Annotated in this window: 17 protein-coding genes; 16 read left to right on the forward strand and 1 reads right to left on the reverse strand. The window is 54.1% G+C overall.

The window, feature by feature from the left end:
- The first annotated feature begins 16 nt into the window (after positions 1-16).
- The 16 genes from DK507_RS05365 to DK507_RS05440 all read left to right on the forward strand — a co-directional run bounded on the left by DK507_RS05365 (position 17) and on the right by DK507_RS05440 (position 12,546).
- Positions 17-253 carry a hypothetical protein gene (locus DK507_RS05365; protein ID WP_109355334.1) on the forward strand — a complete coding sequence of 79 codons (237 nt, stop codon included), beginning with the start codon at positions 17-19 and terminating at the stop codon, positions 251-253.
- Positions 250-843 carry a 3-isopropylmalate dehydratase small subunit gene (gene leuD / locus DK507_RS05370; protein ID WP_109355335.1) on the forward strand — a complete coding sequence of 198 codons (594 nt, stop codon included), beginning with the start codon at positions 250-252 and terminating at the stop codon, positions 841-843. The genes DK507_RS05365 and leuD overlap by 4 nt, the downstream gene beginning before the upstream one ends.
- A 36-nt stretch (positions 844-879) precedes the next feature.
- On the forward strand, positions 880-1,881 hold the full coding sequence (locus DK507_RS05375) for an NADPH:quinone oxidoreductase family protein (protein WP_109355336.1): 1,002 nt from the start codon (positions 880-882) through the stop codon (positions 1,879-1,881).
- An 87-nt stretch (positions 1,882-1,968) separates the two neighbouring features.
- Complete coding sequence (locus DK507_RS05380; protein WP_109355337.1) at positions 1,969-2,295, forward strand: DUF1476 domain-containing protein; 327 nt, start codon at positions 1,969-1,971, stop codon at positions 2,293-2,295.
- 11 nt (positions 2,296-2,306) lie between these two features.
- Positions 2,307-2,540: a BolA/IbaG family iron-sulfur metabolism protein gene (locus DK507_RS05385; protein WP_109355338.1), complete on the forward strand. Its 234-nt coding sequence runs from the start codon at positions 2,307-2,309 to the stop codon at positions 2,538-2,540.
- Between the two features lie 39 nt (positions 2,541-2,579).
- Complete coding sequence (gene grxD, locus DK507_RS05390) at positions 2,580-2,915, forward strand: Grx4 family monothiol glutaredoxin (RefSeq protein WP_109355339.1); 336 nt, start codon at positions 2,580-2,582, stop codon at positions 2,913-2,915.
- A gap of 459 nt (positions 2,916-3,374) precedes the next feature.
- Positions 3,375-3,743 (forward strand): BlaI/MecI/CopY family transcriptional regulator, encoded by a 369-nt coding sequence (locus DK507_RS05395; RefSeq protein ID WP_109355340.1) that lies wholly within the window; start codon positions 3,375-3,377, stop codon positions 3,741-3,743.
- Entirely contained in the window at positions 3,740-5,866 is a 2,127-nt protein-coding gene (locus DK507_RS05400; RefSeq protein ID WP_109355341.1) for a M56 family metallopeptidase, read from the forward strand. Before DK507_RS05395 ends, DK507_RS05400 begins: the two co-directional genes overlap by 4 nt.
- A gap of 114 nt (positions 5,867-5,980) precedes the next feature.
- Entirely contained in the window at positions 5,981-6,859 is an 879-nt protein-coding gene (locus DK507_RS05405; RefSeq protein ID WP_109355342.1) for an MBL fold metallo-hydrolase, read from the forward strand.
- A complete protein-coding gene (locus tag DK507_RS05410; protein WP_109355343.1) occupies positions 6,856-7,557 on the forward strand; it encodes a DUF4230 domain-containing protein in 702 nt (233 codons plus the stop codon). The genes DK507_RS05405 and DK507_RS05410 overlap by 4 nt, the downstream gene beginning before the upstream one ends.
- Positions 7,557-8,645, forward strand: a complete 1,089-nt coding sequence (locus tag DK507_RS05415; protein ID WP_109355344.1) for a galactose oxidase — start codon at positions 7,557-7,559, stop codon at positions 8,643-8,645. The genes DK507_RS05410 and DK507_RS05415 overlap by 1 nt, the downstream gene beginning before the upstream one ends.
- Positions 8,646-8,699: 54 nt before the next feature.
- On the forward strand, positions 8,700-9,713 hold the full coding sequence (nadA, locus tag DK507_RS05420) for a quinolinate synthase NadA (RefSeq protein ID WP_109355345.1): 1,014 nt from the start codon (positions 8,700-8,702) through the stop codon (positions 9,711-9,713).
- Positions 9,714-9,750: 37 nt separating this feature from the next.
- Positions 9,751-10,485 carry a hypothetical protein gene (locus tag DK507_RS05425; RefSeq protein WP_109355346.1) on the forward strand — a complete coding sequence of 245 codons (735 nt, stop codon included), beginning with the start codon at positions 9,751-9,753 and terminating at the stop codon, positions 10,483-10,485.
- Positions 10,486-10,488: 3 nt separating this feature from the next.
- Positions 10,489-11,337 carry a carboxylating nicotinate-nucleotide diphosphorylase gene (gene nadC / locus DK507_RS05430; RefSeq protein ID WP_109355347.1) on the forward strand — a complete coding sequence of 283 codons (849 nt, stop codon included), beginning with the start codon at positions 10,489-10,491 and terminating at the stop codon, positions 11,335-11,337.
- A gap of 36 nt (positions 11,338-11,373) precedes the next feature.
- Positions 11,374-11,799, forward strand: coding sequence for a hypothetical protein (locus DK507_RS05435; protein WP_109355348.1), 426 nt, complete (start codon positions 11,374-11,376; stop codon positions 11,797-11,799).
- 42 nt (positions 11,800-11,841) lie between these two features.
- Positions 11,842-12,546, forward strand: coding sequence for a ribonuclease T (locus DK507_RS05440; RefSeq protein WP_109355349.1), 705 nt, complete (start codon positions 11,842-11,844; stop codon positions 12,544-12,546).
- Here the strand turns inward: DK507_RS05440 and DK507_RS05445 are convergent.
- Entirely contained in the window at positions 12,543-12,878 is a 336-nt protein-coding gene (locus tag DK507_RS05445) for a helix-turn-helix domain-containing protein (protein ID WP_109355350.1), read from the reverse strand. The genes DK507_RS05440 and DK507_RS05445 overlap by 4 nt on opposite strands.
- Between the last annotated feature and the right edge of the window lie 23 nt (positions 12,879-12,901).

The following is a 12,901-nucleotide window of genomic DNA, read 5'->3' on the forward strand; positions in this document are numbered from 1 at the left end:
GGATAAGGTTTTAGATATGGCAGACGACAAGAAAAAGCCTGAAGATGACGGCAATGATGAAAAGAAGAGCAAATGGTCCACCGGCGCCAAAGTGGGTGCCGCTGTCGGTTCGGCGGCGGTCGCCGCAGCTCTGATATATGCGGGCCGGCACAAGATGCGCAAACTGGACGAGTTTAAGGCCGGCAAACCGAAACCGGGCATACGTTATGAGAACGAACCTGTCGATGATGCCGACGACACGGGTGAAGAATGAAGCCCGTTCGCAAAGTTGAAGGTCGCGCCATTCCCTTTGGCCGGAAAAATGTCGACACCGATGTCATCATTTCCGCGAAATGGCTGAAAACCATATCGCGTGACGGATTGGGTGAGGGCGCGTTTGAATCGGTTCGTGCGCAAGAAGGGAATGTTTTTGACGATCCGGAATATTCCGGGGCGCCGATTCTAATTGCTGGGGATAATTTTGGTTGCGGATCGAGCCGCGAACATGCCGCTTGGGCACTTGACGACATGGGCGTGAAGGCAATTATCGCGCCGAGTTTTTCTGATATTTTTTCCAGTAACGCGTTCAAGAACGGCCTGCTGGCAATCCCTTTGCCGCAGGAAGCAATTGATCGTTTGATGGAGGTGGCCAAAACCGATCCCATTACCGTCGACATGGAAAGCATGAGCGTAACCACGCCCTTTCAGGATCGCTTCACATTCGAGATGGATCCTTTCCGGCAGCAATGCCTGATGGACGGGCTTGATGAAATAGACCTGACAATGGCAAAATCCGATGCCATAGAAGCGCATGAAACGCGTGTCGATTCTGCGCAGTCCTGGCACAAGCCGGTGATGGCATAGGGCGCCAAAAATAGATTTGGGAAAGAGGAAAAGAGTATGAAAGCATTAATGTCCACAAAAGTTGGTGGTCCGGAAAGCCTGGAAATGTTGGATGTTGATGATCCGGTTGCCGGCAAGGGTCAGGTGGTCATTGATGTAAAGGCTTGCTCTATCAACTATCCCGATGTCCTGATTATTCAGGATATGTATCAGTTTAAACCACCCCGCCCCTTCGCGCCGGGCGGAGAAGTATCCGGTGTCATTTCCGAAGTTGGTGAGGGCGTGACTGGTCTGAAAGTGGGCGACAGGGTCGCGTCAACCACCGGTCATGGCGGCCTGGTTGAGAAAGTCGCTGTCGATCATAACAGCGTGTTCAAAATTCCGGATACCGTGAGCTTCGAAGATGCATCGGCGCTGATCCTTACATACGGTACATCTATTCATGCACTTGTCGATCGCGGTCACATCAAGGAAGGCGATACGCTTTTGGTACTGGGCGCTTCCGGCGGTGTCGGTATTGCCGCTGTTGAGCTGGGCAAAGCTTTCGGCGCGCGTGTGGTTGCCGCCGTGTCTTCCGAAGCAAAGGCAGCCTTTGCCAAAGAGGCAGGCGCTGATGAAACGGTAATTTACGAGCGAGCACCTTTTGACAAGGACCAGTCGAAAGCACTGGCAGCGCAGTTCAAGGCAGCGGTCGGCCCCAATGGCGCGGATGTCGTTTATGATGCGGTTGGCGGTGACTATAGTGAGCCAGCGGTTCGGTCCATCGCCTGGGAAGGCCGGTTCCTGGTGGTCGGCTTCCCTGCAGGTATCGCCAAATTACCGCTTAATCTGACTTTGCTCAAATCCTGCGATGTTTGCGGTGTGTTCTGGGGCGCTTATGCGATGCGTGATCCGGCCGGTAACCGGTCTCATATCAATCGCCTGTTCAAGCTTTGGGGACAGGGGATGATTCAACCGCGTGTTTCGGAAGTCTTTGACTTTGCCGATGCTGGAAAAGCGATCAAAAAAATGGCCGATCGCGGCGCGATTGGCAAGCTGGTTGTGAAAGTTTCAGACTGAACAACCCCGGCCTCTTGTCGCTGATGCGACGAGTGCCTATTTTATCTAGAATGTTCCAGAGATGGATAATGCCAGTAAGGGAAGATTATGACCGGTTTTGAAGATCGCGAAAAAGCATTTGAGACAAAGTTCGCGCGCGATGAGGAAATGCAATTCAAGATTACTGCCCGGCGCAACCGGTTGCTTGGCGAATGGGCTGCGGAAAAAATGAACCTGACGGCAGAGGAAACAGACGCTTATGCCAAAGCAGTCGTTCAAGCCGATTTTGAAGAAGCGGGTGACGAAGACGTCATTCGCAAGCTGCTGGGCGATCTGACTTCGGCAGGCGTGGACATTGACGATGCCGGTATCCGCACTGTGCTGACTGACAAGATGGTGGAGGCGCGCCGCCAGTTTATTGAAGAAGCTGAGTAGGACGATCTGCAATGCCTATGGCGAGCGACGATATTAAGGCAATGATCCTTGAAGCCTTTCCAGATGCGATTGTCGAAATTCAGGATCTGGCCGGCGATGGTGACCATTATGCGGCCAAAGTATTGGCGCCAGCATTTGCCGATATGAACCGGGTCAAGCAGCATCAGGCCGTCTATGCGGCATTGAAAGGTAAAATGGGCGGAGAGCTGCACGCATTGCAGCTGACCACCGGAGTACCGGAATAAGCGCGGGTCCCGAACGGAACCTCGCAAAGGAGAATGAATATGAGCGACGCAGTAAACGCAAAAATTGACGCGATGGTGACATCCAATGATGTCGTGCTTTTCATGAAAGGCACACCGTTGTTTCCGCAATGCGGGTTTTCCAGCAAAGCGGTTGCGATTCTTGAGCATCTTGGTGTCGGCTTTGAGTCCGTCGATGTGCTCCAAGACATGGAAGTACGCCAGGGCATCAAGGAATTTTCCGACTGGCCAACCATCCCGCAGCTTTATGTCAAAGGCGAATTTATTGGCGGTAGCGACATCATGATGGAAATGTATGAAGCCGGCGAATTGGGCGAGTTGATGGCCGAAAAAAAGGTCGCGCCTGCAGCCAGCTAGTCGGCATCTGATGGACAATCGCCAGGCGGCGATTTGCATCAGTGGAATCAAGAACGGCCCGGATTAGGAGATCCGGGCCGTTTCTATTTGGGTATAGTGGGTTGTTTAAATAATTTAATGAGAGGGGACGGCGGAGACCAGTACGCTGTCCCCCTCATTTGCGTTTCATGGGTGTGAAACATAGGAACACCCGTAACCTTGCACCGGGCGTGCCAGTTTTGGCACTATGTTACTTTGCAAGCACTTAGATGGTAAATGCCGCCTTAACTTATTGGCTGTTGTAAATTTTCCCGACAATCGGGCCATCGGTTCAGCCTTATGGCCAGAACAGGGTTCGCCAACCATTCGTCGCAAATGTAAAATTTTACATTTACATCTGTGGTCGGAATAACTACAGATGTAGTCAGTAGCGAATCTTGTCTATCTACATTTGGCAATTTCATTTGGGAGAAATTGGATATGGTCGAACGTATCAGTGATGCCGAACATGAGATTATGGAGGTGCTTTGGGAAAAGGCACCGCTGACCGCTACTGAAGTGGCTGACCGGGTTGCCGATGCCAAAGGCTGGTCGCTGCAAACCGTCAAAACCCTGCTGTCCCGTCTTGCTGCCAAGGCCGTTATCGGTACAGAGCGCGATGGCCGCAGGTTCCAATATTCACCACTGGTTGAGCGGGATACTTATCTGGCTGGTGTTTCACGTAAATTTGTTGACCGTCTTTTCGGAGGGAAAGTCACACCGTTGGTTGCCCATTTGGCCGAGGCTGATGAGCTGAGCGATGACGATATAAGGGAAATCGAAGAGCTTTTGAGGGAGTTGAAGGGATGACCAACTGGATGATGGACACGATGGTGTCGATGACATTGCTCATGGCGCTAGTGCTGATAATCCGTAAGCCGGTGAGCCAATTTTTTGGACCACATATCGCTTATCTTCTTTGGGCCTTGCCACTTGCGCGCCTGTTTATGCCCACTCTCACCCTGAAAGCGCCAGCACCGGTTGAAACGGGGGAAGCGGCGGTCGTTGGGCCGTTGCTTTCGGAAATCGCAATGGTTGCTCCCGCCGAAACGGCGGCGGTCGGCACTCTGGCCTCCATCGATTGGATGATGATCGCCCTCGTTGTCTGGCTGGGCGGGGCCGGCATGCTGTTCATCAGCAAACTGGCTGCCTATTTTCAGTTTCGTGAGGATATTGTTTCGGACGGTCGGCTCGTCGGACGCCATGGACGGATCAAAATTCTGGAAACCGCTGCAGTCGGCGGTCCGCTGGCATTCGGATTGTTTGAAAAATATATCGCCGTTCCAACCAATTTCTTCCGCGACTATGCGCCGCGCGAACGTGAGCTGGCACTGGAACATGAAATCGCCCATCATGAATCAGGCGATCTGGCGGCCAATTTCATCGGTCTGGTCATTTTGTCGCTGCACTGGTTCAATCCGGTGGCCTGGCTTGCCTGGATTGCGTTCCGGCAGGATCAGGAAACGGCCTGCGATGCGCGCATCTTGCAAAATGGCGGCCGTAATCTGCGTGCCGTCTATGGCCGGACAATTGCCAAATCCGTGTCCGGACACAAGCTTGGCCTCGCCAGTCCATTGAACCAGAAGAACAAGATCAAAGACCGGCTGAAAATGCTGGGACAGAAAGAAAAGTCGAAGTTTCGTAAACGTGCAGGAGCCTTGTTGGTTGGTGCAGGCACGGTGATTGCCCTGCCGCTCACGGCCACTGTCACCTATGCCGTGGAGACTGAGGTAAGTCCGCATGACGAACTTATCGACAGCGAAAAACTTGCCGTCGATGAGGGCTCTAAGAGAACGGGGATCAAGATCAGCACGAACGCCATTGGCGTTGATGCAAATTCCGATAGCGCTGTGGTCACCGAAAAAACTGCGGATGGCTATAAATATATCGTGGAAAACGAAGAGGGCAGGGTCGAATTTCAGTCAAAGAGCAAGTTGACGGATAGGCAAATTGCCAACAAGCTTCGGAAGATTAGCGCTTCGAAGAAAAAGACAGAAACGTCCTGGGCCCCCAAGGCTCCGGTTCCACCCGTGCGACCAGTACCGCCGGCTGCACCATCGGACCTGGAATTTACAGCGTGGGAGAAATCCAATGGTACGATCAATATCACCATGCTCAATGGTGAAAAGGATTGGGCCAAAGTGCGCGCCAGTGGGAATGAACATGTCCACAAGATCAAATATAATGGCCGCACAGTTGTGCTTCGGACCAACAAGCCTCTGACCAAACAAGAGATCAAGGAAATGGTTCGTGAGGCCGAGGAATCGCGCCGTGAAGCAGAAGAAGCCGCGCGTGAGGCGAGACTTGATCGTGAGGAGATGCAACGCGAACTTGCCGAAGCTGCACGTGAACTCAGGGAAGCGGAGCGGGAGTGGAAACGCGAGTGGGAGCAGGAACGCAAAGAGGCATCTCAGATGGAGCGCGAAGCCCAACGGGACGTTGAGCGTTCGTTGCGGGAAGCACAGAGGGAAGTTCGCCAAGCGCAACGCGAAGCAGCAAGAGAGTTGCGGGAAGCGGAAAGAGAAGCCCGCGAAGCGGAGCGTGAAGCCGAGCAAGAGGTACGCGAGGCAAAAAGCGTGGCGACAAGGATCTGGGACGTTACGCAGATAGCGTTCAAACCCAATTTCAGGTCAGCTGCAAGCAGTTCAAGCCGTTCGCGCGGTTCTTATAGCGCCAGTGGCTCGAACGCAGACTGCGCTGCCATGAACAAGAAAATTGCCTTTGCCGGACAAGGCGTCATGAATGATCAGGCATGGGCCAGTGTTGTTGGCTGTTCCGACAAGAGTCGGAAAATCACATTGCAGGTGGCATTGAAAAAGCTTGAGAAAAAGCGCGCCAAGGCGGCGGAGTGCAGCAGTAAGGACTCCCGGCAAAAGCTGAAAGCGTTTGATCGAGACATCAAGGATCTGAAGGCTCAGCTTTCCGTCACCTGAAACCCCTTAAAACCCATCGTCACAAGATTGGGAGCGGACCCTTTTGCGGTTCGCTCCCGATTTTGTGATGATATTCATGGTTGTTTTATGGCCTGAATATGCCACATCTTGATCATGAATGCAGATTTTGACCCGAGCAAATTTCCGACCGGCCTTGCGGAGCAGCTGGAACCGCTGGTCGTGCGCGTGCTGGCGGGTAACCCCAGCCCGTATACTTATACCGGCACCCAGACCTATGTAGTAGGCAACAAAAGCGATCGAGCGGTTATTGATCCCGGCCCTGCAATTGACGACCATATTGACGCGATAATGGCAGCTGTTGGCGATGCTCGGATCAGCGCGATCATGTGTACGCATACGCACCGCGACCATAGTCCGGCGGCAAAACCACTCGCAGCGCACACCGGTGCACCGATCATAGGCTGTGCACCGCTGGTTCTGGATGATGATGGCCCGCGGGCCGACGAGAGTTTTGACAAGACTTACAATCCCGACCGGGTGCTGGTGGACGGTGAAGCACTATCCGGTGACGGCTGGACCATCGAAGCGGTGGCGACACCGGGTCATACATCCAATCACCTTTGCCTCGCGGTACAGGAATCCGGCGCATTGTTCACCGGCGATCATGTCATGGCTTGGTCGACCAGCGTCATTGTGCCGCCCGATGGCGACATGGCGGACTATATGGCCAGCCTGCAAAAGCTCTATGAACGTGATGACAAAGTCTATTACCCGGCTCACGGCAAAAAAGTCGATAAACCCCGGCAACTCGTCCGCGGTATGATGGGGCATCGGAAACAGCGCGAACGGCAGATTCTCAAGATACTGGAAAACGGTCCATCGGCTATTCCTGATATGGTGACGCAAATGTATAAAGGGCTTGATCCGCGCCTGAAGGGCGCTGCTGGTCAATCGGTACGCGCGCATCTGATCGACCTACAGAACCGACAGATTGCGGCCGTGGATGATGATATCTGGAAAATGTCCCGGTGAAGCGCCGTTACGCCCTTCCCTTGGCGATCATGGCTGGTGTGTTGGTGATCATCGGCGCCTTGTCCTGGTTGTTGTTGTCCAGGTTTGAAAGCAGCTTCACGCCCGATCCGGTGTCGATTGCCAGCGCGAGCCTTGACGGTTTGCGCGAACAGAACCGGCTGACAGTTTTTTCGGCCAGCTATAACGCGACAGTGACAACCACAGTGAGTCGCATCGGTCTGTCGGCCCGCAAGACCCTGATCATGCCGGGATCGGTGCGCTATGAGGTTGATCTGGCCAAACTGGATGCTGAAAATGTCCGCTGGGATGAAACGACCAAAACCCTGTCGGTGGAAATGCCGCCGATCGAGATTGCGCGGCCAGAGGTGCGGATTGACCGTATCCAAAGCTACGACGATGGCGGCATATTGATGGCGTTGACCGATGCGGAAAAAACGCTGGATGACGCCAATCGGAAGAAAGGCGTCGCAGAACTGGCAAAACAGGCCAAAAATCCGTTGCAGATGCGATTGGCGCGGGACGCCGCAAGGAGAGCGGTGGAGAGCAGTTTTGTCCTGCCGCTGCGCGCTGCCGGACTGGATGCCAATGTCGATGCCTTTTTTGCATTCGAGAGAAGTGCGGCTAATACGGATCGTTGGGATGTATCCCGATCGATCAAGGATGTACTGGCCGACAAGGAAAAGCAGGGAGCAGAGTGATGAAATTCTGGAGCAAGGCCGCCATTGTGGGCATGGTCATGATCGTAAGCGCCTGCGGGCAGGAACCCGAAAGACAAGGGCCTGAACAGCCGGTTTCATCGACGGCCGGGTTCGAACTGCCGATCCCGATGACCAACAATGCGGTGGCGCTCGCCGAGGGGCCTGACGGGCCAACGCTCTACAGCTTCAACGGACTGAAGTCGGGCAAAGGCTGGAAAGATGCCAGCAATGCTGCTTTCGCCTGTATCATCAGCATCAAAGACTGTGAGGAAATTGCCTCTGTGCCGGTGAATGAAGGACGCCTGGCCAGCGCCGCGGTCACGGTGGCGGGCAAAATCTACCTTTTTGGCGGCTATACTGTTGCGGAAAATGGCGATGAAGTATCGACGCCGGAAGTCTTCGCTTTTGACCCCAAAAACAGCGATTATTCGCGTCTTGCCGATATGCCGACGCCGGTCGATGACATGGTCGCTTTGCCCTATCGCGACCGCTATATCTATCTGGTGTCCGGATGGCATGATGAAGGCAATGTCAGCCTTGTCCAGCTCTATGATACACAGGCCGATAGCTGGAGCATGGCGACGGAATTCCCTGGTAATCCGGTCTTCGGCCACGCGGGCGGCTTGGCGAATGATAGCATGATTATCACCGATGGTGTGGCTGTTGCTGGCTTGGTCGATGGCAAACGCAAATTTGCCGCGGCTCCGTTTGCGTGGCGCGGTGATATTGATCCTACTGATCCTGAGCAGATTACGTGGCGCGCGGTGGAGGCGCATCCCGGCGGACCGCAATATCGCATGGCAGCCATGGGCGACAATGATCGCGGCATGATCCTTTTTGCCGGCGGAGGCGACAATCCGTATAATTATGACGGAATCGGCTATGATGGAGAGCCCGCGAAACCAACGGACCGGATATTTGGTTATGATCTAAATACCGATGAGTGGGCAGAGTTGGGCCAGCTGGCCGCGCCCAGCATGGATCATCGCGCTCTCGTAAAGTCGGGAGATGATCACTATATCATGGGTGGAATGGATGCGGATCAGGCCGTGACAGCGCGGATCATGAAATTCCGCATCGATGATTGATCTTCGCCGCTGCATCGTGGCATAGCAGCGGTAAGTTACTTAAAGGAAAAGACAATGGACGCACGTGGCGGAATTGGCGGCAGCTTGGCCGGAGTAGATGTGATCGAGGAAATTCATCGCCTGCGCAAAGAGCGCAATGCGATCATCTTGGCCCATTATTACCAGAAACCGGAAATTCAGGATATTGCCGATTTTGTCGGCGATAGTCTGGAGCTTTCCCGCAAGGCTGCGGAAACCGATGCCGACGTCATCGCCTTTTGCGGGGTGAAATTCATGGCGGAAACGGCGAAAATCCTGTCTCCAGAGAAGATTGTCGTGTTGCCGGACATGGACGCCGGGTGCAGTCTCGAAGACAGTTGTCCGCCAGACAAGTTCAAGGCATTTCGCGATGAACATCCCGACCATATCGCGCTGACCTATATTAACTGCTCGGCCGAGGTGAAGGCGCTGTCCGATATTATCGTGACCAGTTCTTCCGCGGAACATATTCTCTCGCAAATTCCGAAGGATCAGAAGATCATCTTTGGCCCGGACAAGCATCTGGGCGGCTATATCGCCAAGAAAACCGGCCGCGACATGCTGCTGTGGCCCGGCGTCTGCATTGTCCATGAGGCGTTTAGCGAGACAGAACTTCTCAAGTTGCAAACCCAGCATCCCGATGCGCCGGTGGCGGCCCATCCCGAATGCCCGGCCTATATTTTGGATCATGCCGATATGGTCGGTTCGACGAGCGCGATTTTGAAATATGCCAAGGAATTTGAAGGCGATACAATCATCATCGCGACCGAACCGCATATCATCCACCAGATGGAAAAAGCGGTGCCGGAAAAGAATTTCATCGGCGCGCCCGGTGCGGATGGCAACTGCAATTGTAATATCTGTCCCTATATGGCGCTCAACACGATGGAAAAACTCTATGTCGCACTGCGCGATCTGGAACCACGCATCGAGATGGACGAGGAGCTGCGCCTGCAGGCCCGCAAGTCGATCGACAAGATGATGGAAATGGCCAGCGCCACCGTGGGGCAGGGTGATTTGGGACCGGCTGATTTAGCGCATGAGGGGTAGCGGTTAACTGCCAATCACCTGTTCAGGGAGGGACAGCATGATAGTGCGAAAACCGATCAAGACTGTTTTGGCGGCCTTTGTAGCCGCAGGTCTTTGTCTGCCTTCTGTTACTCTTGCGATGGATGATGAAAATGTCCCGTCCTCGGCGACTTGTGAAGAGATATTAAAATCACCCGATCAGTCGGAAATTCCAAGAGCGGAGCCTGTCGCTATTCCGGGGGAATATCGCGATATTGCCAGTTCCACTATATCTACGATGAAAATCAATATGTTAAGTGGCGGAGTTACATGCTTCGATGTCAGGGACTGGAGTGTGGTCGAACAGTTTTGGATTAGCGGGGACGGACGCTTCTTTGGCTTCCATACATTTGGTTTGGAAGCAGACGGGCACTACGTGATTGATCGTATAGCGCCCGACATAATATTGGAAACAGGTCTCAGGCCGGTATTCTCGGATGACGCGACAATGTTCGCTGCTGCCCAGAGAACCGGAGCTGGCTGGGGGAATCTGGAAGGGCTTGGCGTTTGGCGCGTGGGGCCAGATGGCACGGAATCTGTATATAAGTTCAACAATGGATTGCTCGACGGGCTGGATTGGCGGGTGGACAGCTGGATCGGGAATGATGAAGTGCGCCTATCGACCGTTCATGAGTTTGCATTGGGTGAGGACGGAGACTCTTTTGAAGAGATTCTGGCACAATCCAAGCGTTATGACTATCGGTTGATAGAACGCGGAGCAGATTGGGAATTGGAAGATATTGATGAGCCATAGTTTATGACCTTCACTCTGGACCGTTTCGACCTCGAGGCCTTTGTGGCTTCTACCCTCGCTGAAGACCTCGGCCCCACCGGCCGCGATGTCACGTCTGAAGCCGTGATCCCGGAGGATGCCATCTTTACCGGCGTGATGGATAGCCGCCATGACGCGGTTATCGCCGGTCTGCCGATAGCCGAGGCGTTTTTCCGGTCTCTTGATCCTGATGTCGAAATAGAAATCCTCGCAGCGGAAGGCGAAGCGGTTGAGGCGGGCACCGATATCATGCGGCTGAAAGGCAAAGGTCGCGCGATGCTGACGGCCGAGCGCGGCGCGCTGAATACGGTGCAGCATCTCACCGGCATTGCCAGCATAACCAACGAATATGTCCGCAAGATTGTCGGCACCGGTTGTACCCTGCTCGACACGCGCAAGACTATACCCGGCCTGCGCGTGCTGGAGAAATATGCGACCCGCATGGGCGGGGCGGAGAATCATCGCATGGGTCTGTGGGACGCGGCGATGATCAAGGACAATCATGTCGCCGTCGCTGGCGATATCAGCGAAGCGGTGAAGCGCGCCGTAGATGCCGGGATTGAACGGATCATCGTCGAAGTGGACCGGGTTGATCAGATCGAACCGGCGCTGGCGGCAGGCGCGACGCATCTCTTACTCGACAATATGGAGCCGGCCACTTTGCGAGGGGCGGTAACCCTGATCGGCGGCCGCGTGGTCACGGAAGCATCCGGCGGCGTAACGCTCGAAACCATCTTCGACAAGGCAGACACGGGTGTGGACTTTATATCAGTCGGCCGTCTCACGCAGTCGGCGCCGGCAGCTGATATCGGGCTGGACTTTGCGCAAGTGTAAGTTAGGTTCGGGGCTTCTTTGGCAAGGGAGACCATCATGCGGCCAACATCAATCATACGGTTTGAACGCTTTTATCTGGGAGCCTTGGCTCTGGGTCTGGTAGGCAATGTCTTTAACTGGAATAATGCGATCTCAATGCTTGAAACTGATCCAAGCACGGCCGCTATGGGGCCTGGTTTTCTGGTTTTTTCAATTGCATTTGGCCTCGTTATTTCGCTTTTGTTATGGTTTCTCGCGGCACGCAAGGCGGTGGGTGTAGCCAAATGGATTATCACGGTTTTCTTTGGGTTCGGCCTGATCTCTGTTCCTTTTTCATTTAATCAGTTAAGCGGGCTGGCGATCGCAACATCGATGGTCACCATAGCGTTGCAAGCCATAGCAGTTTACATGCTGTTCCGGCCCGATGCGAAAAAATGGTTCGCCGGGGAAAAGACGGTGGATCTGGAAAAAACCTTTGAATGAGGCGGTTCACAGGGCGTCTTATCGTCTGCCGGATGTGTTCGAATGAAAGCCATATTCGCGCTGATTTTTCTTGTTTTACCGACTTTGGTCCAAGCACAATCCTATCAATGCCGCGCTCCGTCGCTGACTGATCCTGCCGCGCCAGCGCGCAAACCTGCTGCTGAACTGCGACGGGTTAGGCCGGTTTCCGGTTATACGCTGGCGATGAGCTGGTCGCCGGAATTTTGCCGCCTTCGCAAGGATGATCGTCGCCACAAAAGCCAATGCAGCGGTGATGATGGCAGTTTCGGTTTCATTCTGCACGGGCTGTGGCCGGATGCGCAGGGGGCCAGCTATCCGCAATGGTGCCGTGCGACCAAAGCATTGCCACCCGCAATTGTGAAGCGCAATTACTGCATGATGCCATCGCCCCGTCTGATGGCACGGCAATGGAGCAAGCATGGCACCTGTATGGCTAATCGGCCGGAAACTTACTTCCGGATTTCGCGGATCATGTTTGGAGCGGTGGAGTTTCCCAATATGGACCGGCTGTCGCGCAAACCACTGACCGCCGGTGCGTTGCGTGATGCGTTCGCGGCGGCCAATGATGGGCTGAAAGCCGATATGATACGGCTGAAAGTCAATCGGCGGGGGTGGCTGGAAGAAGTGCGAATATGCCTTGGCAAGAGCTTTCGGCCCCAGCGCTGCCCAAGAAGCATGCGAGGTTTAAAGGATAACAGATCGATTAAAATCTGGCGGGGAACCTAAGCCTGCGAGTCATCAAGTTGACTAGTCCACTTGCGGGACCAATTGTCGAGTTCTGTCATTTGTGCACCAAGCTCTGCACCAAGCGCGGTATAGCTATAGCCGCCGGTATCATGACTGATAATTTCAAAATCTCTTAACTCGCGCAAACGGCTGTTGAGCGTAGTGGGAGAGATGTCGCCGCATTGTTTTTGCAAGTCCCTAAAGGTCAGGGGGCGATCTCTTAACTCCCACATGATGCGCAATGTCCAGCGCTTGCCGAGCATGTCGAGCAATATCATGATCGGCCGACCGGTGGTGGAACCTCTTGCCTTATCTATGTTTTTAACGGGCATCAAAGGCCTTTCTTGACGCTACA

The organism is Sphingorhabdus sp. EL138 (assembly GCF_900258045.1).
GTDB lineage: Bacteria > Pseudomonadota > Alphaproteobacteria > Sphingomonadales > Sphingomonadaceae > Parasphingorhabdus.